Annotated in this window: 18 protein-coding genes; 13 read left to right on the top strand and 5 right to left on the bottom strand. The window is 71.8% G+C overall.

Features of this window, described 5'->3' with window-relative positions; all coding sequences use genetic code 11:
- Positions 1-40 precede the first annotated feature (40 nt).
- The gene (locus tag ACZ4YY_RS30110) at positions 41-757 is read left to right on the top strand and encodes a class III extradiol dioxygenase subunit B-like domain-containing protein (RefSeq protein ID WP_468297340.1); all 717 of its coding nucleotides are present in this window, start codon (positions 41-43) and stop codon (positions 755-757) included.
- Positions 758-1,025: 268 nt separating this feature from the next.
- Here the strand turns inward: ACZ4YY_RS30110 and ACZ4YY_RS30105 are convergent, their stop codons facing one another.
- Both ACZ4YY_RS30105 and ACZ4YY_RS30100 read right to left on the bottom strand, forming a co-directional pair.
- Positions 1,026-1,295 (bottom strand): antitoxin, encoded by a 270-nt coding sequence (locus ACZ4YY_RS30105; protein WP_468297338.1) that lies wholly within the window; start codon positions 1,293-1,295, stop codon positions 1,026-1,028.
- A gap of 24 nt (positions 1,296-1,319) precedes the next feature.
- On the bottom strand, positions 1,320-1,667 hold the full coding sequence (locus ACZ4YY_RS30100; protein WP_468297336.1) for a hypothetical protein: 348 nt from the start codon (positions 1,665-1,667) through the stop codon (positions 1,320-1,322).
- A 185-nt stretch (positions 1,668-1,852) separates the two neighbouring features.
- Here ACZ4YY_RS30100 and miaA point away from each other — a divergent pair, with 185 nt between their 5' ends.
- The 6 genes from miaA to hflX all read left to right on the top strand — a co-directional run bounded on the left by miaA (position 1,853) and on the right by hflX (position 10,561).
- On the top strand, positions 1,853-2,791 hold the full coding sequence (gene miaA / locus ACZ4YY_RS30095; protein ID WP_468297333.1) for a tRNA (adenosine(37)-N6)-dimethylallyltransferase MiaA: 939 nt from the start codon (positions 1,853-1,855) through the stop codon (positions 2,789-2,791).
- A 108-nt stretch (positions 2,792-2,899) separates the two neighbouring features.
- Positions 2,900-3,406, top strand: coding sequence for a hypothetical protein (locus tag ACZ4YY_RS30090; RefSeq protein WP_468297461.1), 507 nt, complete (start codon positions 2,900-2,902; stop codon positions 3,404-3,406).
- 350 nt (positions 3,407-3,756) lie between these two features.
- Positions 3,757-4,626 carry a diaminopimelate epimerase gene (gene dapF / locus ACZ4YY_RS30085; protein WP_468297330.1) on the top strand — a complete coding sequence of 290 codons (870 nt, stop codon included), beginning with the start codon at positions 3,757-3,759 and terminating at the stop codon, positions 4,624-4,626.
- A gap of 298 nt (positions 4,627-4,924) precedes the next feature.
- The gene (locus ACZ4YY_RS30080) at positions 4,925-7,141 is read left to right on the top strand and encodes a RelA/SpoT family protein (RefSeq protein ID WP_468297327.1); all 2,217 of its coding nucleotides are present in this window, start codon (positions 4,925-4,927) and stop codon (positions 7,139-7,141) included.
- Between the two features lie 193 nt (positions 7,142-7,334).
- Positions 7,335-8,933, top strand: a complete 1,599-nt coding sequence (locus ACZ4YY_RS30075; protein ID WP_468297324.1) for a M1 family metallopeptidase — start codon at positions 7,335-7,337, stop codon at positions 8,931-8,933.
- 134 nt (positions 8,934-9,067) lie between these two features.
- A complete protein-coding gene (hflX, locus tag ACZ4YY_RS30070; protein WP_468297321.1) occupies positions 9,068-10,561 on the top strand; it encodes a GTPase HflX in 1,494 nt (497 codons plus the stop codon).
- 205 nt (positions 10,562-10,766) lie between these two features.
- On the opposite strand, the gene ACZ4YY_RS30065 is transcribed toward hflX, so the two are convergent.
- On the bottom strand, positions 10,767-11,975 hold the full coding sequence (locus ACZ4YY_RS30065) for a trypsin-like serine peptidase (RefSeq protein ID WP_468297318.1): 1,209 nt from the start codon (positions 11,973-11,975) through the stop codon (positions 10,767-10,769).
- A gap of 178 nt (positions 11,976-12,153) precedes the next feature.
- Positions 12,154-13,377, bottom strand: coding sequence for a trypsin-like serine peptidase (locus tag ACZ4YY_RS30060; protein ID WP_468297315.1), 1,224 nt, complete (start codon positions 13,375-13,377; stop codon positions 12,154-12,156).
- Between the two features lie 569 nt (positions 13,378-13,946).
- Between ACZ4YY_RS30060 and ACZ4YY_RS30055 the strand changes: the two genes are divergently transcribed.
- From ACZ4YY_RS30055 to ACZ4YY_RS30040, 4 genes are all read left to right on the top strand, one after another.
- Complete coding sequence (locus tag ACZ4YY_RS30055) at positions 13,947-15,569, top strand: diaminobutyrate--2-oxoglutarate transaminase family protein (protein ID WP_468297457.1); 1,623 nt, start codon at positions 13,947-13,949, stop codon at positions 15,567-15,569.
- A gap of 209 nt (positions 15,570-15,778) precedes the next feature.
- The gene (locus ACZ4YY_RS30050) at positions 15,779-17,734 is read left to right on the top strand and encodes an IucA/IucC family protein (protein ID WP_468297454.1); all 1,956 of its coding nucleotides are present in this window, start codon (positions 15,779-15,781) and stop codon (positions 17,732-17,734) included.
- 72 nt (positions 17,735-17,806) lie between these two features.
- Positions 17,807-18,448, top strand: a complete 642-nt coding sequence (locus ACZ4YY_RS30045; protein WP_468297313.1) for a GNAT family N-acetyltransferase — start codon at positions 17,807-17,809, stop codon at positions 18,446-18,448.
- A 238-nt stretch (positions 18,449-18,686) separates the two neighbouring features.
- Entirely contained in the window at positions 18,687-20,663 is a 1,977-nt protein-coding gene (locus ACZ4YY_RS30040; RefSeq protein ID WP_468297309.1) for an ATP-dependent DNA helicase, read from the top strand.
- Positions 20,664-20,919: 256 nt separating this feature from the next.
- Here ACZ4YY_RS30040 and lexA read toward each other — a convergent pair whose 3' ends face one another.
- Complete coding sequence (lexA, locus tag ACZ4YY_RS30035) at positions 20,920-21,699, bottom strand: transcriptional repressor LexA (protein ID WP_468297306.1); 780 nt, start codon at positions 21,697-21,699, stop codon at positions 20,920-20,922.
- A gap of 671 nt (positions 21,700-22,370) precedes the next feature.
- Between lexA and nrdR the strand changes: the two genes are divergently transcribed.
- Positions 22,371-22,949 carry a transcriptional regulator NrdR gene (gene nrdR, locus ACZ4YY_RS30030; protein ID WP_468297303.1) on the top strand — a complete coding sequence of 193 codons (579 nt, stop codon included), beginning with the start codon at positions 22,371-22,373 and terminating at the stop codon, positions 22,947-22,949.
- A 163-nt stretch (positions 22,950-23,112) separates the two neighbouring features.
- Positions 23,113-26,007 (top strand): vitamin B12-dependent ribonucleotide reductase, encoded by a 2,895-nt coding sequence (locus ACZ4YY_RS30025; protein ID WP_468297298.1) that lies wholly within the window; start codon positions 23,113-23,115, stop codon positions 26,005-26,007.
- The last annotated feature ends 224 nt before the right edge of the window (positions 26,008-26,231 follow it).

Genomic DNA, 26,231 nt, shown 5'->3' with positions numbered 1-26,231 from the left:
CCGCGCGGTGGATGGGTCGGGCCGGGTTACCCTGCCGATCATGCTTGTCGCCGCCGCCGTCGCCCCGTGTCCGCCCCTGCTCGTGCCCGAGGTCGCCGCGGGTGCCGCACCCGAGCTGGACGTCGCGCGTGCCGCCTGCTCCGACGCGCTGGCGGTGCTGACCGCCGCACGGCCCGACCGGCTCGTGGTCGTCGGACCGGCGGACGAAACCGGGCAGGGTGTGTACCCGGAGGGAGCGCGGGGCTCGTTCGCCGGCTTCGGTGTGGATCTCGCCGTACGGCTCGGCCGCGGTGGTGCGGGCCCGGGGCCCGAGCGCGCGCTGCCGCCCTCTCTCGCGGTCGCCGCCTGGCTGCTGGAGCGGGCCGGCTGGTCGCACGCCCCGATCGAGGGGCTCGGCGTGGCAGCGTCCCTCACCGCCGAGCGGTGTGCCGACCTCGGCAGGGACATCGGCGGACGGTCCGGGCGGGTCGCCCTGCTGGTGATGGGCGACGCCAGCGCGCGCCGGACGCTGAAGGCGCCGGGCTACCTCGACGAGCGCGCGGCGCCCTTCGACGCCGAGGCCGCGCGGGCGCTGGGCACGGCGGACGTCGCCGCCCTCCAGGCGCTCGACGCCGGGCTCGCCCACGAACTGCTGGTCTCGGGCCGGGCCCCCTGGCAGGTGCTCGCCGGCGCGGCCGAGGCTGCGGAGCTGTCGGGCACGCTGCTCTACGAGGACGCGCCGTACGGCGTGGGCTACGTGGTGGCCGCCTGGTCGTAGGCCGCAGGGTGGGGACGGCCGTGAGGTCGCGAACCGGCGGCGTGGTGGCGGCGGCCGGAGGTGCCCGGGCCCGGTGGCCGCGGTGCCCGGTCGCGCGAGCGGCCGGAGGTGCCCGGGGCCGGTGGCCGCGGCCCGGTCGTGCGAGCGGCCGGCGTGCCCTCGGTCGGCGACGGTGGCCTCCGCGGCCGTCGAGTCGGTGGCAACGGCGGACGGCCGCGAGCGTTCCCGCTTCGCGGCCGTCCGCCGATCGACGTGCTGCCGAGGGAGGTCAGGAGGCCGGCGGGGGCGTGCCCGGCGGCGTGAACGTGTCGCCGCCCGCCCCCGGATCGTTCCTGTGCGCGAGCCGGTCCATGGCGCCCTTGGCCTTGTCGGTGCCCGTGTGGATCCTGTCGCTGTACTTGCCCTTGGTCCTGTCGTCGACGACCTTCGCGGCCTTGTCGATGCCGTGCTGGACCTTGCCCTCGTGACGCTGGGCGAGGTCGGAGACCTTGTCCTTGGCCGGGGCGAGCTTGGCCTTCAAGTTGTTCAAAAGACCCATGGGTCACCTTCCCTGGCAGGGCCGTTACGTGCGGGCGCCATCACCGGCCCCGCTGTCGACGGCCTCCTCGGCGGACTGCTGCCGGGGGATCTCGACACCGTCGGTGCCGGCGCCCGCGGCGGGCTCCGCCGTCTTCCCGGTGTCCTCGGCCTCGGCCCGCTTCTTCGCCGCCGCCGCCTCGGAAGCCCGCTCCGCCTCGGAAGCCCGCTCCGCCTCACTGTCGTCCGACGGCGTACCGGCCGGGGTGTCGTCGGCCGACTGCGCCGCCTGTGCGGCCGTCTCCTCCGTGACCGTCCCGTCCGTGACCGTCTCCTCCGTAGCCGCCTCCGATGTGGCCTTCGACCTCCGGAAAAGCCGCGCAAAAACGCCCATATCCACTCCATACGGTACTCGTGCGGGGGAAATCCCGCGTTGCCCGGTGCGTCCGTTTGCGCCACCGGGGATGCGCCGCCCCCTGGACACAGGCGACGGAAATCTCGCAACGGGCAACGACGTCGGACCGAGCCCGTCACGTAACTCGTTCGAGGGCGGGGTGCGAGGTTTGCGAAACTGGTGCGGTGAGCAGCGCACCCCCCGCCCCCCGCGTCATCGCCGTCGTCGGCCCCACTGCGGCCGGAAAGTCCGATCTGGGCGTCTTCCTGGCCCGGCAACTCGGAGGCGAAGTCGTCAACGCCGACTCCATGCAGCTCTACCGAGGGATGGACATCGGCACCGCCAAGCTGACGCCACAGGAGCGCGGCGGCGTCCCGCACCACCTCCTCGACATCTGGGACGTCACCGTCACCGCCTCCGTCGCCGAGTACCAGCGGCTGGCCCGTGCCCGGATCGACGCGCTGCTCGCCGAGGGGCGGTGGCCGATTCTCGTCGGCGGATCCGGGTTGTACGTCCGCGGCGCCGTCGACCACCTGGAGTTCCCCGGCACCGACCCCGAGGTCCGGGCGCGGCTGGAGGAGGAGCTGACCCTGCGCGGCTCCGGCGCGCTGCACGCCCGGCTGGCGGCCGCCGACCCCGAGGCCGCGCAGGCGATCCTGCCCAGCAACGGCCGTCGTATCGTCCGCGCCCTCGAGGTGATCGAGATCACCGGCCGGCCCTTCACCGCCAACCTTCCGAGCCATGACTCCGTCTACGACACCGTTCAGATCGGGGTCGACGTGGCGCGCCCCGAACTCGACGAGCGCATCGCCCGCCGCGTCGACCGGATGTGGGACGCGGGGCTCGTGGACGAGGTGCGCGCGCTGGAGGCGCAGGGCCTGCGCGCGGGGCGTACGGCCTCCCGCGCGCTCGGATACCAGCAGGTCCTCGCGGCGCTGTCCGGTGAGTGCACCGAGGACGAGGCGCGTGCGGAGACCGTCCGTGCCACCAAGCGCTTCGCGCGCCGTCAGGATTCGTGGTTCAGGCGCGACCCGCGGGTGCACTGGTTGAGTGGGGCTGCGGCGGATCTCACAGAACTTCCCGAGCTCGCCCTGGCGTTGGTCGAACGACCGGTCACAGCCTGATCACGTCATGGCATCGGGACGCTCAGGCCGCCATCCGGGGCTTCACCAGCGTGCCATCATCGAGCTTCGATCGACCAAGTGGAGTCCGAGTTGGGAGGGCGCGTGGCGATGGAGGCCGGCCCTCGCGACACCGCACAAGGCACCGAGCACGTCACCACCGAGCGTGGGGAACCGGAGCCGGAGGAAGGCCGTCTGAGCCCCGACGGTCCGGAGGACGACACCCGCGACGGCGTGACCGCCGACGGCCCCGAGCCCGAGGAGATGTTCGCGAGCGGGCCCGAGGTCGAGGTCGAGCTGCGCCCGCAGCGACGGCTGCGGATCTGGCAGCTCGCCCCCATCGTGGGGCTGGCCGCGACCGGCTCCCTGATGTTCGCCTTCCCGCTCGCCTTCGACTTCGGCGACAGCGGGGCCATGATCGCCATGCTGGGGCTGCTCATCTGCTCCTGCGCGGCCGGCTGGGGCATGACGGCCGCCCGCCGCGTGGGTTACACGTGGCCCGGCCTGCCCCCGCGCGGCTCCGGTCGCCGCCCCGACTGGCGGATCGTCCTGGCGTACGTCGTCGTGGTCGCGGCGGTGGTCGTGCTCGCGGTGTGGCGGGTCGCCCGACTGCGCTGAGTGAAGCCGTCCGGCCGGCTTCACTCGCCCACTCGTGCCGAGGGCCACGCGCGTGCGGGAATCACCGGACCCACGACCGCTGGTTCCTCGACCGCCGGACCAGGCGGCCACGCGCGCGTGCGTGAAGCCGGAACAACGCCCACTGGTTCCTCGACGCCGGACCAGGCGGCCACGCGCGCGTGCCGAACCCCGTGGACCGTCGCGAGCTCCCGGCGAGGTGGGCGCCTCCGCGGCCGAGGTGGGCGTTCCCGCGGCCGAGGTGGGCAGTGCCGCGGCCGGATTGTGATCCCCCCGTCCCGCGGTCCAGGCGGGCGCGACCCGCTGTCGTACCCACCCCGTACGATCGAGGAATGAGCACGCGGATCGCCTTCCTCAAGGGGCACGGCACCGAGAACGACTTCGTGATCGTCCCGGACCCCGAGAACGACATCGACCTTCCCCCGGCCGCCGTCGCCGCCCTGTGCGACCGTCGCGCGGGCATCGGCGGTGACGGGCTGCTGCACGTCGTGCGGTCCGCCGCGCACCCCGAGGCGCGGGCCATGGCGGCCGAGGCGGAGTGGTTCATGGACTACCGCAACGGCGACGGCTCCATCGCCGAGATGTGCGGCAACGGCGTCCGGGTCTTCGCGCGCTACCTCCAGCACGCCGGGCTCGTCACCGAGGGCGACGCCGCGGTGGCCACGCGCGGGGGCGTGAAGAAGGTGCACATCGCCAAGGACGGCGACGTCACCGTCGGCATGGGCCGGGCCCGCCTGCCCGAGGGGGACGTCACCGTGAGCGTCGGCGAGCGCAGCTGGCCCGCGCGGAACGTGAACATGGGCAACCCGCACGCCGTCGCCTTCGTCGACGACCTCGCGCACGCCGGCGACCTGTACTCCCCGCCGCCCTTCAGCCCCGCCTCCGCCTACCCGGACGGCGTCAACGTCGAGTTCGTCGTCGACCGCGGCCCCGGGCACGTCGCCGTGCGCGTGCACGAGCGCGGTGTCGGCGAGACCCGCTCCTGCGGCACGGGCGCGTGCGCGGTCGCCGTGGCCGCAGCCCGCCGGCACGGCGCCGACCCGTCCGTCACCGGGACACCGACGACCTACACCGTGGACGTCCCCGGCGGCCGCCTGGTCATCACCGAGAGGACGGACGGCGAGATCGAGATGACCGGCCCCGCGGTGATCGTCGCCGAGGGCGAGATCGACCAGGAGTGGCTGGAAAACGCCCTTCGATGACCCGTACGGCGGCTTGGCATCGGAGGCCCGAGCCGCCCGGAGGGTGCAGGAGTGGTGCCGGGAGCGGGCGCGTGAGTGCGAGAACGCGACCCGCTCCGCTCAGGATGGCGCAAAATCGTAAACCTTTCGTCCATCGCTCGAATGGGTGATCCGTTTCACGCTCGGCGAGAGGCGGTCAGTCCGGCGTGATGGGCTCGGTAGCATCAAGCACCGGCCCGGACGGGGGACGTTGCCAGCCCCCTGAGCCGTGTCCGCCCTGGGGCACCCCGTCCGCCGGTCAACGCAGCCGGAGGTGCCCATGAGTGCGGAGGCCACGAACCCCGCGACCGCAGGCCCGGTGGTGCCCGCCGCGTCCCGCAGGCGCAGCCGCCCCCGGATCGACCTGCGCCGTCTGGGCCGGGCCGCACTGCTCGGCCCCGCCTCCCGCGGCCGACTGCCCGACGCGATCAGCCACGTCGTCGAGGCGCACCGCGCCCACCACCCCGACGCCGACCTCGAACCGCTGCGCCGCGCCTACGTGCTCGCCGAGTCCTCGCACCGCGGCCAGATGCGCAAGAGCGGCGAGCCGTACATCACCCACCCGCTCGCGGTGACGCTGATCCTGGCCGAACTCGGCGCCGAGACCACCACCTTGACGGCCTCCCTGCTCCACGACACCGTCGAGGACACCGAGGTGACGCTGGATCAGGTACGTGAGCAGTTCGGCGAGGAGGTGCGCTACCTCGTCGACGGGGTCACGAAGTTGGAGAAGGTCGACTACGGCGCCGCCGCCGAGCCCGAGACCTTCCGCAAGATGCTCGTCGCCACCGGCAACGACGTCCGCGTGATGTCGATCAAACTCGCCGACCGGCTCCACAACATGCGCACGCTCGGCGTGATGCGCCCCGAGAAGCAGGCACGCATCGCCAAGGTGACGCGGGACGTCCTCATCCCGCTCGCCGAACGCCTCGGCGTCCAGGCCCTCAAGACCGAACTGGAAGACCTGGTCTTCGCGATCCTGCACCCCGAGGAGTACCAGCACACACGCGAGTTGATCGTCGACAACGCCTCCCGTGCCGACGACCCGCTCGCCGAGTTCGCCGAGGCCATGCGCGTGGTCCTGCGCGACGCCGACATCCAGGCCGAGGTGCTGATCCGGCCACGGCACTTCGTCTCCGTCCACCGCGTCTCCCGCAAGCGCGGCCGGCTGCGCGGTTGCGACTTCGGACGCCTTCTCGTCCTCGTCAACGAGGACGCCGACTGCTACGCGGTCCTCGGCGAACTGCACACCTGCATGACGCCCGTCGTCTCGGAGTTCAAGGACTTCATCGCCGTCCCCAAGTACAACCTCTACCAGTCGCTGCACACCGCCGTCGCCCGCGCGGACGGGCAGGTCGCTGAAGTCCTCATCCGCACCCACCAGATGCACAAGGTCGCCGAGGCCGGAGTGGTGGCGCTCGGCAACCCCTACGCGCCCCCCTCGGAGGAGCAGGGCGGCGAGGGCGGTACCGGCGACACCGGCCCGGCCGACGGCGAGCGCGTCGACCCGACCCGGCCCGGCTGGCTCTCCCGCCTCCTGGACTGGCAGGAGGCCGCCCCGGACCCCGACACCTTCTGGTCCACCCTGCGCGAGGACCTCGCCCAGGACCGCGAGATCACCGTCTTCCGCCCCGACGGCGGCACCATCGGCCTGCCCGACGGCGCCACCTGCGTGGACGCCGCATACGCGCAGTACGGCGAGGACGCGCACGCCTGCATCGGAGCCCGCGTCAACGGCCGACTGGCGACCCTGAGCACCGTGCTGCGGGACGGCGACACCGTCCAGCTCCTCATGGGCCAGGACGCCGCCTCCGAGCCCTCCAGGGAGTGGCTGGAGCACGCCCACACCCCCGCCGCGCGCATCGCCATCCAGCGGTGGCTGGCGGCCCATCCGGGCACGGACGAGGACGAGGGCGCCGGTGCGGCCCAGGCCGACGGCGGTACCGGGCGGCCCGGGTCCGACGCGGTAGCGCCCGAGGGCGCCGTCCCGCTCGACGGCCCCGCGCCCCGCCCCTCACCCGACGCCCTCGCCCCCCGCTCCGTCGCCGCGCTCACCGTCGTGGACCGTCCCGGCGCGAGCGTCCGGCTCGCCGGATGCTGTACGCCCGTACCGTCCGACGAGGTGACAGGCTTCGCCGTACGCGGGGGAGTGGTGACCGTGCACCGGGTCGAGTGCGCCGCCGTGGCACGCATGACGAGCGCGGGGCGCCCGCAGGCGGACGTGCGCTGGGGCGACACCACCGCGTGCCGGGTCACCCTGGTCGCCGAATCGTTCGGCCGGCCGCATCTGCTGGCCGACCTCACCGAGGCGATGGCTCTGGAAGGAGCCGAGATCGTCTCCGCGACCGTCGAACCCCCCAGCCAGCAGCGCGTACGCCACACCTACACCGTCGAACTCCCCGACGCCGCCCACCTGCCCACCCTGATGCGCGCCATGCGGAACGTGCCCGGCGTGTACGACGTGAGCCGCGCCCAGGACCACGCCTCGGCGTCCTGAGCAGAGACGGACGCCGCAGGGGAGTGCTTTCGCCCCGAGGGCCGCCCTCGCCCCCCGCGGGCGTGCGCAACGGCCCTCGTCCTCGACCGCTGCTCCAGCGCCCCCGTCACCCCACGCGCGCGTGCGCACCCGTTCGGGTGGGCCGGGCGCGCGCCGTCCCCACGGGCTCCGCGCACGCTGGTAGCGGTGGTCCATGCTGCTCACCCCCCGCGACCGGGCCACCGGTGCACAGGCACGTCCCGACCACGCGGACGCCACGGGACCGCGTACCGGTCTCCTCCCGCACCGCAACGGCCCCCTGGAGTCCCGCACGGACACGCGGCGCCCCCGCAACCGCCCCGCCCGGCGTCTCACCTCCGCCCTCCTCGCCTCGGCCGTGTCCGTCTGCCTCGTCGCCGTCAGCGCGCCGCCGACCCCGCTCGGCGTCGGCGACCGCCTCTTCCCGCACCTCGGCAACCCCGGATACGACGTGGCGTCGTACGACCTGTCCTTCACCTACTCCGGCAGCAACGGCAAGCCCCTCCAGGCCGTCACCACCATCGACGGCCGGACGACGGCCTCGCTCGACCGGCTCAACCTCGACTTCGCGCACGGCGAGGTCACGGCCGTGGAGGTCGACGGCGAGCCCGCGAGCTTCGCCGGCGCCGGCGAGGACCTGGTGATCACGCCCGAGGAGCCGCTGCCCCGGGGGCACCGGACCCGCGTCACCGTGCGCCACACCAGCGACCCGGTGAGCGCCGAGGGCCGGGACGGCGGCTGGGTGCGGACCGCGGACGGACTCGCCATGGCCAACCAGGCCGACGCCGCCCACCTGGTGTTCCCCTGCAACGACCACCCCTCCGACAAGGCGCTGTTCACCATCCGGGTGACCGCCCCCCACAGCTACACGGCCGTCGCCAACGGGCTGCCGGACGGCGTCGTGAAGACCGGCACCACCACCACCTGGACGTACCGCACCCGGCACCCCATGGCCACCGAGCTCGCCCAGGTGTCCATCGGCCGTTCCACCGTCGTGCACCGCGAGGGGCCGCACGGGCTGCCCGTGCGGGACGTCGTCCCCACCCGGGACCGCGACCGGCTCGAACCCTGGCTGAAGAAGACCCCCGAGCAGATCACCTGGATGGAGAAGCGGGTCGGCCCCTACCCGTTCGAGACCTACGGCCTGCTCATGGCCGACGCGACCACCGGATTCGAACTCGAGACCCAGACCCTCTCCCTCTTCGAGCGCGACCTGTTCACCGAGCCCGCCTACCCCCAGTGGTACATCGAGTCGATCATGGTGCACGAACTGGCACACCAGTGGTTCGGCAACAGCGTCAGCCCGCGCACCTGGTCCGACCTGTGGCTCAACGAAGGGCACGCCACCTGGTACGAGGCCCTGTACGCGGAGGAGAAGGCGGGGCGTGCGCTGCAGGCGCGCATGAAGGCCGCGTACGCCGCCTCCGACCGGTGGCGCGCGGCGGGCGGCCCGCCCGGGGCGCCCAAGCCGCCCGTCCCCGGTCAGAAGATCGGCATCTTCCGCGCGAACGTCTACGACGGCGCCGCCCTCGTCCTGTACGCCCTGCGCCAGGAGATCGGCGCCCGGGCGTTCGACCGGCTGGAGCGGACCTGGGTGCGCGATCACCAGGACGCCACGGCGTCCACCGCCGACTTCGCCCACCTGGCCGCCCGGATCTCCGGGCGTGACCTCGGAGGATTCTTCGATGCCTGGCTGTACGGCGAGAAGACCCCGCCGATGCCCGGCCACCCGAACTGGAAGCCGACGGCGCCGACCGTGACGGCCGCGGAATAACACGGTGACGAGACGGGCCGTACCGTGCGACCATCGTGGGGTCGGCGGGTCGCGGGACACGGGAATCTCCCGAGGAGCTCGCGCGTTGAACACATTGACCGCCGAACCGGCATCCCCAACGACGTAAGGACCCAATGACCTCCTCTTCTTCCTTTTCCCAGGACACCAAGCGCTTCGCGCACGCCTACCCCGAAGGTCTTCGGGCCGATGCCCTGATGGAAGAGGACGTCGCCTGGAGCCACGAGATCGACGGAGAGCGGGACGGCGACCAGTTCGACCGCTCCGAGCGCGCGGCCCTGCGCCGCGTCGCGGGCCTCTCCACCGAGCTCGAGGACGTCACCGAGGTCGAGTACCGTCAGCTCCGCCTGGAGCGGGTCGTGCTCGTCGGCGTCTGGACCTCGGGGACCGTGCAGGACGCGGACAACTCCCTCGCGGAGCTCGCCGCCCTCGCGGAGACCGCGGGCGCGCTCGTGCTCGACGGCGTGATCCAGCGCCGCGACAAGCCCGACGCGGCCACCTACATCGGTTCCGGCAAGGCCGACGAGCTGCGCGACATCGTCGTCGAGACGGGCGCGGACACCGTCATCTGCGACGGTGAGCTGAGCCCGGGCCAGCTGATCCACCTCGAGGACGTCGTCAAGGTCAAGGTCATCGACCGTACGGCCCTGATCCTCGACATCTTCGCCCAGCACGCCAAGTCCCGCGAGGGCAAGGCGCAGGTCGCGCTCGCGCAGATGCAGTACATGCTGCCGCGGCTGCGCGGCTGGGGTCAGTCGCTGTCCCGTCAGATGGGCGGCGGCAAGGGCGGCGGTCTCGCCACCCGTGGTCCCGGTGAGACCAAGATCGAGACCGACCGGCGTCGGATCCGCGAGAAGATGGCGAAGATGCGCCGGGAGATCGCGGAGATGAAGACCGGCCGCGAGATCAAGCGTCAGGAGCGCAAGCGCCACAGGGTGCCGTCCGTCGCCATCGCGGGCTACACCAACGCCGGCAAGTCCTCGCTGCTCAACCGCCTCACCGGCGCGGGCGTGCTGGTCGAGAACGCCCTGTTCGCGACCCTCGACCCGACCGTGCGCCGGGCCGAGTCGCCGAGCGGCCGGTTGTACACCCTGGCGGACACCGTCGGGTTCGTCCGCCATCTGCCCCACCACCTGGTCGAGGCGTTCCGCTCCACGATGGAGGAGGTCGGCGAGTCCGACCTGATCCTGCACGTCGTGGACGGCTCACACCCCGACCCGGAGGAGCAGCTGGCTGCCGTGCGCGAGGTGATCCGGGACGTCGGCGCGGTCGACGTGCCCGAGATCGTCGTGATCAACAAGGCCGACGCGGCCGACCCGCTGACGCTGCAGCGGCTGATGCGGATCGAGAAGCGCTCCATCGCGGTCTCGGCCCGTACCGGTCAGGGCATCGACGAGCTGCTCGCGCTCATCGACGAGGCGCTGCCGCGCCCCTCGGTCGAGATCGAGGCGCTCGTGCCGTACACGCACGGCAAGCTGGTCGCCCGTGCCCACTCCGAGGGCGAGGTGATCTCCGCGGAGCACACGGCGGAGGGCACCCTGCTGAAGGCGCGGGTGCACGAGGAGCTGGCGGCGGACCTCGCACCGTACGTCCCGGCACCGCTGGCCTGACCCGTCCGGCACACGGCCCGGGGGGAAGGGGGGGGGGGGGGGGGGGGGGGGGGGGGGGGGGGGGGGGGGGGGGGAGGGGGGAGGGGGGGGGGGGGGGGGAGTCGCACTCGGCGTTCCAGGCGTCAGTGCGAGACCCCGCTGGAAAAAGGGCCGGGGTCCTCCCCCTTTGGTGGGGGGGGGCCCGGGCCCTCGGGCCGTGCACGGCTCACCGACCGCCGTAGGTCCTGCTCATGTTGTCGTAGATCGCCTTGGCCTCCGCGCCGAGCTGCGGGCCCGCCAGCCAGGTGTTGTCGGTCGGGCCGATCGAGGTGTTCGAGACCAGCTTGGTCTTGCCGTCCACCATCCGGAACCAGCCGCCACCGGACGAACCACCGGTCATGGTGCAGCCGATGCGGTACATCGTCGGCAGGGTCGGGTTCAGCGACAGCCGCCCGGGACGGTCGATGCACTTGAACATCTTCAGCCCGTTGTACGGCGGCGCCGCCGGGTAGCCCCAGGCGCCCATCGCGTCGACCGTGGTGGTGGCCGGCGCCGAGAAGTCGACGTCCAGCGACGCGCCGAGGGTCTCCTCCAGAGACTTGGAGCCCTGCTCCGGCGTCACGTGCAGCACCGCGTAGTCGTACGGGGCGCCCGCGCCGCCCGTGTCCGAGCCGCCCGAGATCCACTCGTTGGAGGTGGAGGCCCAGTCGGCCCACCAGTTGCCGTACGGCGAGATCTCCGAGGCCGTCGCGTTGCCCAGCTGCGCTTCGGTCTTGCCGAGGTCGTTGTAGGCCGGGACGAAGACGATGTTGCGGTACCAGCCGCCCGCGCCACCGGCGTGCACGCAGTGACCCGCCGTCCAGACGAGATTGGACTTGCCCGGGTGGTTCACGTCCGAGATGACGGTGCCCGAGCAGACTGCCGTCCCGGCGGGGGTGTCGAAGAAGACCTTGCCGACCGGGGCGGCGTTCTCGTGGTACGGAGTCTTCTCGGCCTCGGCCTCCACGGGAGCCGGCTCAGGGTCGCTGACGCCCTGGTCAGCGGCGGTGTCCTTCGTGGTGACCGTCTTGTTGGCCTCCTTCGCGGACTGCATCCGCTCCGGCTTCCACAGACCCTCGATCACCGGGTTGACGAAGTCCTTGGCGGCGCGGAGCCACGTGTCCCTGTCCCAGTCCTTCCAGCCGCCCTTCGCCCAGTCGTCGACGTCGATGCCGTGCTGCTTGAGCTTGTCGGCGACGTTCGACGGGACCTTGACCTTGCCGTCGCCGGTGTCGGCGGCGGCCTGGGACGACGTGGCGGAGGCGTCGGCCTTGTCGTCGGCCGAGCCCTCACAGGCGGTCGCGGTCAGCGCCAGGGCCGAGACCAGCCCGGTGACCGCGAGGAAGGTCTGGCGCCGCCCGCGGCGGCGCGGGCCGGACGTATGTGTGGAACGCATGCTGCGATGTCCCCCGTTGAAACGCGTGAATGTCATGTGCTTGTCAGATGGAGGTGTCACCGGCCGCGGCTCGCTGCTGCGGAGACCGTTCGTGACGACACCTCACTATGCCCGGGGAAACCGGGACGAACGGCGGTGGGGTGGTGAAGATTCCCGTGAGACACCCCACCGTCGACGATCACTGACCGGCGAACTTCTCGCTCACCGCGTCGTACACGCCCTTGGCCGCCTCACCCAGCCGCGGTCCCGCGAGCCAGCCCGCGCCCACCGGGCCGATCGACGTGTTGGACACCAGCGCGGGCTTGCCGTCCGACCCCGTCGCCACCCAGCCGCCGCCGGACGAACCACCGGTCATCGAGCAGCCGATGCGGTACATCGTCGGGTCCGACGCGCTGAGCGACAGCCGCCCCGGCTTGTCCTCGCACTGGTACAGCTTCTGCCCGTCGTACGGCGCCGCCGCCGGGTAGCCCGTCGCGGTGATGCCCTTCACCTGCGGCACGGCAGGGGCCGTGAAGTCCACCGGCAGCGCCGAACCGACCGTCTCCTCCAGGGACTTGCCGGATCCGCCCTCCTCCGGCGTCACATGGATCACGGCGAAGTCGAACGAGGCGCCGTCACCGCCCGTCTGACCGCCCTGCTCGATCCACTGCTCCGAGGTCTGCGCCCACTCACCCCACCAGACCCCGTACGGCGCCACCTCCTCCTTGGTGGCCGTCTCCAGCTCCTGGACCGACTCGCCCGCGTCGTTGTACGACGGCACGAACGCGATGTTGCGGTACCAGCCGCCCTCCTTGCCCGCGTGCACACAGTGACCCGCCGTCCAGACCAGGTTGGACTTGCCCGGGTGGGCAGGGTCCTGCACGACCGTCGCCGAGCAGACCATCGTGCCCTTGGGGGAGTCGAAGAACACCTTGCCCGCCTCGGGGGCGTTGGCGTGGTACGTCGACGCCACGGCCGCCGCCTCCACCGCCTTCGGCGCCGGGTCCGTCACGCCCTGGTCGCCGGAGAGGTCGCTGTCGTCGACGGCCCGGTCCGGGTCCTCCGCCTCACGCATCCGGTCCGGGTCCCACAGGCCCGCGATGATCGGGTTGACGTAGTCCTGCGCCTCGCGCAGCCAGTCGTCCCGGTCCCAGTTCTTCCAGGCGCCGTTCTTCCACTTGTCGAGGTCGATCCCGTGTTCCTTGAGCTTGTCCTTGAGGTGGTCCGGGATCGTGATCTTGCCGTCGCTGCTCGCCGAGGCGGACGCGGATACCTGGCTGGTCGCGTCGGCGTCGCCCGACTCGCAGGCGGTCGCGGTGAGAACGAGCACCGAGGCGAGGGCGGCGGCGCCCAGTGCGGGGGAGGTTCTGCGGCGGGCGTTCCCCCCTCGACGAGCGGTGAACGACGGCCGTATGGATCGCATGGTCTGATTTCCCCCTGCTGTCAACGAACTTGGAGCGATGACCGTTCTCCCGCCGGGCGCTCGGCGTGCTCTCGCGGCGAGTTCACCCGGGTCTGACGGTCCTGTGGAACGGCATCACACGATATGCGCTCGCTGTGGGGGACTTCCGATCGAACGGCAACGGTTCCGTCACGGCAAGGATCTTGAGGCAACCCGTAACCCGGTGGACGGTCCGGGGTTGGTAGCCGTGAGGGCCGGCCGTCTGCGTCCGGCCCTCCGCGCGGAATTCCACCGAGGGCGCGGACCGAGCGTGCGAGGGGCGCCGCCCGGAGCCCCCCGGAGCCCCCGGGAGCCCCCCGGAGCCCCCCGGAGGCCGGCGGATCCGGCGCCGCCCCGGCTTCCGTGACACACCGACTCGCCTCTGGAGAACGGGAGGACACAGGGCCGTGGCCGTGAACGAACCTGGACCCGGGGAGGCGTCGGACGGGGCGCCGGAGGTCGGAGAGCCCGGGACGGAAACCCGCGGCGTCACGCGAGGTGCGAGCGGGGCGCCCGCCGCCGGGACCACCGCCGGCGCCGGTGTCTCCCCCATGGCCGGCGCGCAGGCGAGCGGACCGTCGGACCAGGTGATCCTGCCGGGCCAGCCGGCGCGCGAGTCGGCGGCGCGCACCTACGCGCGTGCCCTTCCGATCGTGCCGGTCCGGGCACGGGGACTGACCATCGAGGGCGCCGACGGCCGCCGCTACCTCGACTGTCTCTCGGGCGCGGGAACCCTGGCCCTCGGTCACAACCACCCCGTCGTGCTGGAGGCCATCCGCAAGGTCCTCGACTCGGGCGCCCCCCTGCACGTCGTCGACCTCGCAGCCCCGGTCAAGGACGCCTTCCTCGCCGAACTGTTCCGCACTCTGCCGCCAGGACTCACCGAGCACGCGCGCGTGCGGTTCTGCGGGCCGGCCGGCACGGACGCGGTGGAAGCCGCCCTGAACCTGGTGCGGGCCGCCACCGGTCGCACGGGTGTCCTGGCCTTCACCGGTGCCCACCACGGCACGACGGCGGGAGCCCTCGATCGCTCCGGGGACGCCTTCGACGGGGCGGTGACGCGGCTGCCCTATCCGCAGGACTACCGCTGCCCGTTCGGTGTCGGCGGCGAGCGCGGAGCCGACCTGGCCGCACGCTGGACCGCGTCCGTCCTCGACGACCCCTCGTCGGGCGTACGCCCGCCCGCCGGCATGATCCTCGAACCTGTCCAGAGCGAGGGCGGTGTGATCCCCGCACCGGACGCCTGGATGCGGAGCATGCGGCAGATCACCGCCGACCGGTCGATCCCGCTGATCGCCGACGAGATCCAGACGGGCGTCGGCCGCACCGGCGCGTTCTGGGCCGTGGAGCACAGCGGGATCGTCCCGGACGTGATGGTCTTCTCCAAGTCCATCGGCGGCAGTCTGCCCCTGGCCGTCATCGTCTACCACGAGGACCTCGACGCCTGGGAACCCGGGGCACACGCGGGCGCCTTTCGTGGCAACCAACTCGCCATGGCCGCCGGCACGGCCACCCTCGCCTATGTCCGCACCAACAACCTCGCCGTACGCGCCGCCACGCTCGGCACCCACATGCTCGCCCAGCTCCGGCGCCTGGCCGAGAGGTTCCCGTGCATGGGCGAGGTCCGGGGGCGGGGGCTCATGATCGGCGTCGAGATGGTGGACCCGGAGGGGGAGCGCGGGCGAGGGGGGTCGGCCCAGGCGATCGGCTCGGTCCCACCGGGGGAACTCTCGCAGCCGCACCTCGCGGCCCTCGGCGGGGGGACGGCAGCGGGGTCGGTGCACGGCCCGGAGCCGACCGCTGCGCCGGCCCGCGCCATGGAGACGAGAGCCGCCTCGGCGGCGCGGACCGCGGGCGCGACACCGGGTTCGGTCGGTGCCGCGGAGACGACGGCGGCGCCGGTCCTCGGTGCGGAGACGACGACAGCGCCGGCCCGCGGCCCGCATCCCGCCGCGCCCGAACTGGCCGCGGCGGTCCAGCGGGAGTGTCTGCGACGCGGCCTGATCGTCGATATCGGCGGCCGCCACGCCAGCGTCGTCCGTCTCCTGCCGCCCTTGACGATCACCGACGAACAGGCGGCCGCGGTGCTCGACCGGCTCTCCGACGCGATCGAGGCGGTGTCCCAGCCGACCGGGCAGACCGCGCGGCGCCGGCCTCCCGCCGGCCGCACGTAACCGGGGCATCCCCCACGCCCGGGCGACCCCGCGCGCCCTCTGCCGCAGCAGCCCGACGCACCGCCGACCGAGGCGCCCCCACCCGACGAGGAACGACCGTGAACACCTCCCCCCTGAACTCCGACTCCCCGGCCCCCGCGCGAGCCACCTCCCACGCATCGACATCTCCCTCCTCCGTACCGCCGGTCTTCACGAGATCGGCCATCACCATCCCCCGCCCACAGGGGCAGCCGGCCGTCCCGAGGCCGCCGCACGGCTCTCCCGACGACCCCCTCGACCATCCCGACCCGCTCACGGCAGCACAGGCCGCCGCGGTCGAGAACCTGCTGCGGTGCTGGGTGCGTGAGAACGGGTCGGCCGCTCCCCGCGACGGCGTCCTGCGTCTCCCGCTGCCCGCCAGCGGCACCGCGTTGGTCGCCCCGGTCCACTACTGGTCTCCCACGGGCTGGCACCGGCTGGGCCGGCCGCGCCTGGCCGGGGTCCCCGACCGGTTCCCGCCCGTCGACGCGGTCACGGTCGCGGCGCTGCTGGCCCGCGAAGCGGTCGGTGCGTCCAGCCCGCGCACGGCCACGACCGCCGACGCGGAACCAACGCCCTGCCCGACGTCCACTGCCGATGACGGGGTGGATCTCGTGCCGACGTCCCCTACTGGTGACGGGATGGATCTCGTGCCGCCCGCCGCCGGTGACGGCGTGGACCCGGTGCCGGCTGACACTGCCGCTCATGGCGCGGACCTGGTGGCCCGTGTCGCCGACTCCGTCCGCCGTACCGCCGGCTTCATCAGTGAGCGCCGGGAGCGTCCCGCTGCCGAGAGAGACCTCTTCCTCTCCGCCGAGCAAGCTCTGACACTCGGACACCCGCTGCACCCGACTCCCAAGAGCCGTGAGGGGCTCACCGACGCCGAAGCCCGCCTGTACTCACCCGAACTGCGCGGCTCCTTCCCTCTCCACTGGCTCGCCGTCGACCCCTCCCTCCTCGCCGCCGACTCCGCCTGGACCGAGCGCGGCCGCGCGGTCACCGCTGACCGGTTGTCGGCCCGACTCGCCGGCCCCGGTCTGGCACTGCCCGACGGCCATGCCGCCCTGCCCCTGCACCCCTGGCAGCTCCGCGAGGTCCACCACCGCCCCGACGTCGCGGCGCTGATCGACGCCGGACTGCTCCGGGACCTCGGCCCGCACGGGCCCGCCTGGCATCCCACCTCCTCCGTCCGAACCGTCTACCGCTCCGGCGCCCCGGCGATGCTGAAGCTGTCGCTCGGGCTGCGCATCACCAACTCCTGCCGTGAGAACCTGCGCAAGGAACTCCACCGTGGTGTCGAGGTGCACCGGCTGCTGCGCACCGGCCTCTCCGACCGGTGGCGAGCCGCTCACCCCCGTTTCGACATCGTGCGGGATCCGGCCTGGCTCGCCGTCGACGGGCCGGACGGCCTTCCGGTGACCGGCCTCGACGTGATGATCCGGCACAACCCGTTCACCCCCGCGGACGACGTCTCCTGCGTCGCGGGCCTGCTCGCACCCCGGTCCCAGCCTGACCCCTCCCCGTCCGGGCGCTCCCGGCTGGCCGCACTCGTCACCCGTCTCGCCGAGAGCACGGGACGACGACGCGAGACCGTCGCCGCCGAGTGGTTCCTGCGCTACCTCGAGCAGGTCGTCCGTCCGGTGCTGTGGCTCGACGGCGAAGCAGGCATCGCCCTGGAGGCGCACCAGCAGAACACCCTGCTCCTGCTGGACTCCGCCGGGTGGCCCCATGGCGGCCGCTACCGTGACAACCAGGGCTACTACTTCCGTGCCTCCCGCCGCACGGAACTCGAAGCCCGGTTGCCGGGTGTCGGCGAGCGCAGCGACACCTTCGTCTCCGACGAGGTCACCGACGAGCGCTTCGCGTACTACCTCGGGATCAACAACGTGCTCGGACTGATCGGCGCGTTCGGCTCCCAGCGGCTCGCCGACGAGTGTCTGCTGCTCGCCGCCTTCCGGCGATTCCTCACCGCTGCCGCAGCCGGCCCCCACCGGCTGCGCAGTTCACTGCCCGTCCGGCTGCTCGACTCGCCGGTCCTGCGATGCAAGGCCAACCTGCTGACCCGGCTGCACGGCCTGGACGAACTCGTCGGCCCGGTCGAGACCCAGTCCGTGTACGTCACCATCGCCAACCCCCTGCATCGATGAAGCTCTTGTCCCTCGACCCGTGACTGCTGACCCCGTGAACCGTCATCCGTGAACCACTGAGGAGTCTCGGTCGTGTCGCTCCCTGCCCCTGCCCCTGCCGCTGCCGCTGCCGCTGGCACCCGTGCCGGCACTTTCCCCGCCGTCGGCTGTGCAGCGGGGCGGGTCGGCTGGGGGCCGACTCTCACCGCCGTGGGCGCGTTCCGTCTCGCCCCCGTTCGGGTCGAGAGGGACACGGCGCGCATCAGCCGGTGGATGAACGACCCCGCGGTCGCGGCGTTCTGGCAACTCGCGGGGCCCCCGTCCGTGACCGCGGACCATCTGCGCCGTCAGGTCACCGGCCGGGGACACAGCGTCCCGTGCCTCGGTGTGCTCGAGGGCAGGCCGATGAGCTACTGGGAGATCTACCGTGCGGACCTCGATCCTCTGGCCCGCCACTATCCGGCCCGACCCCACGACACCGGTCTCCACCTGCTCATCGGTGCTGCCGCCGACCGTGGACGAGGGCTTGGCGGCCTTCTCCTGCGAGCCGTCGCAGAGCTCGTACTCGACGCCTCGCCTGTCTGCGCGCGCCTGGTCGCTGAACCCGACATCCGCAAAACCCCCTCCGTAGCCGCCTTCTTGAACGCCGGCTTCCGGTTCTTCGCCGAGGTCGACCTGCCCGACAAGCGAGCCGCCCTCATGGTCCGAGACCGGAACCCACGTGAACTGCCGTGACGGTGACACTCCGTGGCATCCCCGTCATTTTCCGTAACGTCGCGCGAGTCGTGCGGGTTCCCGCTTCGAGACGGACGATCACCTTTCCGTCTCCCACCCCCGTCCCTCCCTCCCGCACACCCGACCCGAAATCCGCACGCCCGCCCGCACCCACCGGGAAGCTCAGAGTCTTGATCCCACCCCTCCCGTCCGCCTTGCCCACACGTTTGTCACTGCCGCGCCGTAGGGTGGTCGCGCTATGACGAAGCCCTCTCTCCCCGAACTCCTGCATGCCGCCGTCGCCGCTGTCGGCGGTACGGAGCGCCCCGGCCAGGTGTCCATGGCCGAAGCCGTCGCGGAGGCCATCGACGACGGATCCCATCTGCTGGTCCAGGCCGGCACCGGCACCGGCAAGTCGCTCGGCTACCTGGTGCCGGCACTCGCGCAGGGGGAGCGCGTCGTCGTGGCGACCGCCACCCTGGCCTTGCAGCGCCAGCTCGTGGAGCGGGACCTGCCGCGCACGGTCGAGGCATTGCATCCGCTGCTGCGCCGCCGCCCGGAGTTCGCCATGCTCAAGGGCCGGTCGAACTACCTCTGTCTGCACCGCCTGCACGAGGGCATGCCGCAGGACGAGGAGGAGGGCCTGTTCGACCAGTTCGAGGCGGCGGCGCCCACCAGCAAGCTGGGCCAGGACCTGCTGCGGCTGCGTGACTGGGCGGACGAGACGGAGGACGGCGATCGGGACGACCTGACACCGGGTGTCTCCGATCGCGCCTGGGCACAGGTGTCGGTGTCGTCGCGGGAGTGCCTGGGTGCCTCGAAGTGCGCGTACGGCGCCGAGTGCTTCGCGGAGATGGCCCGCGAGCGCGCCAAGCTGGCCGAAGTGGTCGTGACCAACCACGCCCTGCTGGCGATCGACGCCATCGAAGGTGCCCCGGTCCTGCCGCAGCACGAGGTTCTGATCGTCGACGAGGCCCATGAGCTGGTGTCGAGGGTCACCGGCGTGGCGACCGGCGAGCTCACCCCGGGCCAGGTCAACCGCGCGGTGCGCCGAGCGGCCAAGCTGGTCGACGAGAAGGCAGCCGACCAGCTCCAGACCGCCGCCGAGGGCTTCGAGCGGCTGATGGAGCTCGCGCTGCCGGGCCGTCTGGAGGAGATCCCGGAGGACCTGGGCTACGCCCTCATGGCACTGCGCGATGCCGCCCGCACCGTCATCTCCGCGATCGGTGCGACCCGCGACAAGTCGGTGCAGGACGAGGACGCGATCCGCAAGCAGGCACTCGCCTCCGTGGAGAGCGTCCACGACGTCGCGGAGCGGATCGTGAACGGTTCGGAGTACGACGTCGTCTGGTACGAGCGGCACGAGCGCTTCGGCGCCTCCCTGCGCGTCGCCCCCATGTCCGTGTCGGCTCTCCTGAGGGAGAAGCTCTTCGCCGACCGCTCGGTGATCCTGGCGTCGGCCACCCTGAAGCTGGGCGGGGACTTCAACGGCGTGGGCGCTTCCCTGGGCCTGGCCCCGGAGGGCACCCAGGGCGAGGACGTCCCCCCGTGGAAGGGCATCGACGTCGGCTCGCCCTTCGACTACCGCAAGCAGGGCATCCTGTACGTCGCCAAGCATCTGGCCCGTCCCGCTCGCGACGGCGACCGTGGCGACATGCTGGACGAGCTGACGGATCTGATCCAGGCGGCCGGCGGGCGCACCCTCGGCCTCTTCTCCTCCATGCGGGCCGCTCAGCTCGCCGCCGAGGAGCTCCGCAGCCGCATCCCCGAGTTCCCGATCCTCCTCCAGGGCGAGGAGACCCTCGGCGAACTGATCAAGAACTTCGCGGCGGATCCGAAGACGTGTCTCTTCGGCACCCTGTCGCTGTGGCAGGGCGTCGACGTGCCCGGGCCCAGTTGTCAGCTGGTCGTCATGGACAAGATCCCGTTCCCGCGCCCGGACGATCCGCTGATGAGCGCCCGGCAGAAGGCCGTGGAGGACGCCGGCGGCAACGGTTTCATGGCGGTCGCCGCCACCCACGCCGCGCTGCTCATGGCCCAGGGCGCGGGCCGGCTCGTGCGCGCGTCGGGGGACCGCGGGGTGGTCGCCGTACTGGATCAGCGGCTGGCGACGGCCCGCTACGGGAGCTACCTGAAGGCGTCCATGCCGGACTTCTGGTACACGACGGACCGCAACCAGGTCCGCAGGTCCCTGGCGGCCATCGACGCGGCGGCCCGGCAGACGGAAGCGGAGTAGGGCCGGGGGACGGAGCGCGGGGAGTACCGCGGACGGAACCGTCGTGTATCCACAGGCGGAACCGCCGTGCAGCCGACAGTCGGAGGCGCGGCGGTGCCGGTGGGCGGCGGGCCGTCCCGGCCCCGGGGTGCATGCGGGTGAGCGGTTGAGGGAGTCCCGCTGAGCGGTTCTGCACAGCACAGGGCCCCGGAACCGGCGCAGGGATCCCGGGGCCCAGTCAGGGGGGCGGATCGAGGAGGCCCGACCGCCGCCGGCCTCAGACGCGGCGCAGTACGGCCACCACCTTGCCGAGGATGGTCGCGTCGTCACCGGGGATCGGCTCGTAGGCCGCGTTGTGCGGGAGCAGCCACACATGACCGTCCTCACGCTTGAAGCGCTTGACGGTGGCCTCGCCGTCCAGCATGGCGGCCACGATGTCGCCGTTCTCGGCGACCGGCTGGCGGCGGACGGTGACCCAGTCGCCGTCACAGATCGCGGCCTCGATCATCGAGTCGCCCACGACCTTCAGCACGAACAGTTCGCCGTCGCCCACGAGCTGCCGGGGGAGGGGGAAGACGTCCTCGACCGATTCCTCGGCGAGGATCGGGCCGCCGGCGGCGATCCGGCCGACCAGCGGGACGTACGACGCGGCGGGCTTGCCGGCGGTGTCCGTCGGCTGCACGGCCGCGGCCTGGTCGGAGCCGCGCACCTCGTACGCGCGGGGGCGGTGCGGGTCGCGCCGCAGGAAGCCCTTGCGCTCCAGCGCCATGAGCTGGTGTGCGACCGAGGAGGTGCTGGACAGGCCGACCGCCTGGCCGATCTCCCGCATCGACGGCGGGTAGCCACGCCGCTGCACGGAGTCCCGGATGACCTCGATCACCCGTCGCTGCCGGTCGGTGAGCCCCGAGCTGTCCGCCCGGATGCCTGGAGGTCGGCCCGGCAGGGAACGCTTGTGCCCCTCGGTATTCGTGGCTTCGTTCATCGCATGCACCGGCTCGAGTCGGCCCTGGGAGCGGTCCTGGGCGGTGATGATGGCACTGTCTGCGGTGGTGGTCACGTCGGCCCCTCTCGATTGTCTCCCTGCTGGACAACGGTAGTTGCTTTCGAAAGGTTGCGCCAAACACACGTTCGAGTGAAAAAGCGTGGATCGCCTGACTTGATCATGAGTGTGGGTGTATTGGCTGACGCGTTGCCCAGTCCGCGTAAGAGCGCTTTGTGTACTCTTCACCGCCGGGATCGAGCACCCTGTGGGGTGCCGCCCCAGTCTGCCATCCGCCGCCCCGTCGATCGGGGACCGGGGGCCGCTCTGTGCGAGAGTCGCACCTCTCCTCCCTGCGGCGCTCACGGTATCCCCGTAAGCGCCCGGTGAGATGACACGGCGGCCGGTGAGGTGACACTCCCGCGGGCGTGGCGCCGCCCGTGGGCCACCCGGGCGTGCGCGCGCGGTTGCCCGTGCGCAGGCGGGGAAACCGCCGTGTGCGAGGCAGCTTCCGCGTGCTGCCTGTGACCGCGGAATCGCGTGGGGTGAGAGTGTCCGACGCGACACGCGATGTGGCCTGGGTGAATGAGCCAAGTCCCATATCTAGTGGTTGGATGGCGCCAGCGGCCCAGAAGTTGTGGTCCCCGGTGTCTGAGGACACTCCCGGATCGCCTATGCTTGGGGCTGCTTCGAGGGGCCCATGAGGTCCGCGAGGCTATTGAGTCTGCTGTGAGGAGGGTTGGGAGTACATGCACTGCCCCTTCTGCAGGCACCCCGACAGCCGCGTCGTCGACAGCCGTACGACCGACGACGGCACGTCGATCCGCAGGCGCCGCCAGTGTCCTGACTGCTCCCGTCGTTTCACGACCGTGGAGACGTGCTCGCTCATGGTGGTCAAGCGGTCCGGAGTCACCGAGCCCTTCAGTCGCACCAAGGTCATCAACGGCGTGCGCAAGGCGTGCCAGGGGCGGCCTGTCACCGAGGACGCGCTCGCCCAGTTGGGTCAGCGGGTCGAGGAGGCGGTGCGGGCCACCGGGAGCGCCGAGCTGACCACCCACGACGTGGGGCTGGCCATACTCGGCCCGTTGCAGGAGCTCGACCTCGTCGCCTATCTGCGGTTCGCCTCCGTCTATCGGGCCTTCGACTCGCTCGAGGACTTCGAGGCGGCGATCGCGGAACTCAGGGACCAGAGGGGACACCCCGCCGCGGACGACGACGACCGTGGAGGCGCCGCAGACGCCGAAGGCGCTGTCGCGGGGAGCCGGGAAGACGACGGCGGGCGCGGAGGGACCGTGCAGGTTCCCGAGCCCGCCCGCGCCGCCGACTGACCGGCGGGCCGGAACCGGACGGCAGCGCCGGGTCCGGCCGGGCAGCGGCGGACGAAGACCTGTTGTGGGCGGTAGCGAGTGGGTGCCCGCAGCACAAGACAGAACATGTGCCACGGGAACATCGTGGCATTTCAGGGCGTTTTGCCCGTATCAGGGAGGCGGCATGACAGAGACGGCGAGCGGTCCGGCACGAGGTTCCCGCGCCAAGGGCACCAAGGCCACCAAGGGGCTGCGTATCGAGCGCATCCACACCACCCCCGGCGTGCACCCGTACGACGAGGTGGCCTGGGAGCGCCGTGACGTCGTCATGACCAACTGGCGCGACGGCTCGGTCAATTTCGAGCAGCGTGGCGTCGAGTTCCCCGACTTCTGGTCGGTGAACGCGGTCAACATCGTCACCAGCAAGTACTTCCGCGGTGCCGTCGGCACCCCCCAGCGCGAGGTCAGCCTCAAGCAGCTGATCGACCGCATCGTGAAGACCTACCGGAAGGCCGGCGAGGACCACAGGTACTTCGCGTCGCCCGCCGACGCCGAGATCTTCGAGCACGAGCTGGCGTACGCCCTCCTGCACCAGATCTTCAGCTTCAACAGCCCCGTCTGGTTCAACGTCGGCACCCCGCAGCCGCAGCAGGTCTCCGCCTGCTTCATCCTGGCCGTCGACGACTCCATGGAGTCGATCCTCGACTGGTACAAGGAAGAGGGCATGATCTTCAAGGGCGGCTCCGGTGCCGGCCTGAACCTCTCCCGGATCCGCTCCTCCAAGGAGCTGCTGTCCTCCGGTGGCAACGCCTCCGGCCCGGTCTCCTTCATGCGCGGCGCCGACGCCTCCGCCGGCACCATCAAGTCGGGTGGCGCCACTCGCCGCGCCGCCAAGATGGTCGTCCTCGACGTGGACCACCCGGACATCGAGGACTTCATCGAGACCAAGGTCAAGGAAGAGGAGAAGATCCGCGTCCTGCGCGACGCGGGCTTCGACATGGACCTGGGCGGCGACGACATCACGTCCGTCCAGTACCAGAACGCCAACAACTCGGTCCGTGTGAACGACGAGTTCATGCAGGCCGTCGAGCAGGGCGGCCAGTTCGGCCTGCGCGCCCGGATGACCGGCGAGGTGATCGAGAAGGTCGACGCCAAGGCGCTCTTCCGCAAGATCGCCGAAGCCGCCTGGGCCTGCGCCGACCCCGGCATCCAGTACGACGGCGTCATCAACAACTGGCACACCTGCCCCGAGTCCGGCCGGATCACCGCGTCGAACCCGTGCAGCGAGTACATGCACCTGGACAACACGTCCTGCAACCTGGCCTCGCTGAACCTGATGAAGTTCCTGAAGGACGACAGCCGGGGCAACCAGTCCTTCGAGGCCGAGCGCTTCCAGAAGGTCGTCGAACTCGTCATCACCGCGATGGACATCTCCATCTGCTTCGCCGACTTCCCGACCGAGAAGATCGGTGAGAACACGCGCGCGTTCCGTCAGCTCGGCATCGGGTACGCCAACCTCGGCGCCCTGCTGATGGCCACCGGCCACGCGTACGACTCCGACGGCGGCCGCGCCCTGGCCGGCGCCATCACCTCCCTGATGACCGGCACGGCCTACCGCCGCTCCGCCGAACTGGCCGCGGTCGTCGGTCCGTACGACGGCTACGCCCGCAACGCCGACGCCCACAACCGCGTCATGAAGCAGCACTCCGACGCCAACGGGTCGGCCGTCCGCATGGATGACCTGGACACCCCGGTCTGGGCCGCCGCCACGGAGGCCTGGCAGGACGTGCTGCGTCTCGGCGAGAAGAACGGTTTCCGTAACTCCCAGGCGTCCGTGCTCGCCCCCACCGGCACCATCGGCCTGGCGATGTCCTGCGACACCACCGGTGTCGAACCCGACCTCGCCCTGGTCAAGTTCAAGAAGCTGGTCGGCGGCGGCTCGATGCAGATCGTCAACGGCACCGTCCCGCAGGCCCTGCGCCGCCTGGGCTACCAGGAGGAGCAGATCGAGGCGATCGTCGCCCACATCGCCGACAACGGCAACGTGATCGACGCGCCCGGCCTGAAGCAGGAGCACTACGAGGTGTTCGACTGCGCCATGGGCGAGCGCGCCATCTCCCCGATGGGTCACGTCCGCATGATGGCCGCGATCCAGCCCTGGATCTCCGGCGCCATCTCCAAGACGGTCAACATGCCGGAGACGGCGACCGTCGAGGAGGTCGAGGAGATCTACTTCGAGGCCTGGAAGCTCGGCGTCAAGGCCCTCGCGATCTACCGTGACAACTGCAAGGTCGGCCAGCCGCTCTCCGCGAAGACCAAGGAGAAGGAGAAGGCCGAGATCACGGAGAAGGCCGAGGAGACGATCCGTACCGCGGTCGAGAAGGTCGTCGAGTACCGTCCGGTCCGCAAGCGCCTGCCCAAGGGTCGTCCCGGCATCACGACCTCCTTCACGGTCGGCGGCGCCGAGGGCTACATGACCGCCAACTCCTACCCCGACGACGGTCTCGGCGAGGTCTTCCTGAAGATGTCCAAGCAGGGCTCCACCCTGGCGGGCATGATGGACGCCTTCTCCATCGCGGTCTCCGTCGGCCTCCAGTACGGCGTGCCGCTGGAGACCTACGTCTCGAAGTTCACCAACATGCGCTTCGAGCCGGCCGGTATGACGGACGACCCGGACGTGCGGATGGCGCAGTCGATCGTCGACTACATCTTCCGCCGCCTGGCGCTCGACTTCCTGCCCTTCGAGACGCGCTCCGCGCTCGGTATCCACTCCGCCGAGGAGCGTCAGCGCCACCTGGAGACCGGTTCGTACGAGCCGGCCGAGGAGGACGTCGACGTCGAGGGTCTGGCCCAGTCGGCTCCGCGTCAGACCGACCTGAAGGCCGTCGCCACCCCCAAGGCCGAGGCCGAGGCGGCCAAGCCCGCTCCGCAGCAGGCCCACACCAGCGCCGAACTGGTGGAGATGCAGCTGGGCATCCAGGCCGACGCCCCGCTGTGCTTCTCCTGCGGTACGAAGATGCAGCGGGCCGGTTCCTGCTACATCTGCGAGGGTTGCGGCTCGACGAGCGGTTGCAGCTGACCGAGCGGTAGCGGCCAGGGCTGAATGACCTGGCGCAGGGCGGTGGAGCCGGTGTGGCTCCACCGCCCTCTGCTTGGTGGTGGGGGGTGCGTGCGCTTCGGGCGATCCGGGCGCCACTCCGCTCGGGCGGGGGTGCGCCGGTGCCTGCGCCGTCCGCATCCCCGGGCGCCATGCGGACTCCTCGCGGGTCACTCCCCGCGCGCCGCGCGGACTCCTCGCGGGTC

The organism is Streptomyces sp. NPDC030143 (assembly GCF_055573695.1).
Note: the sequence above shows the minus strand (reverse complement) of the source record. Positions and strands in the feature narration are given on the sequence as shown.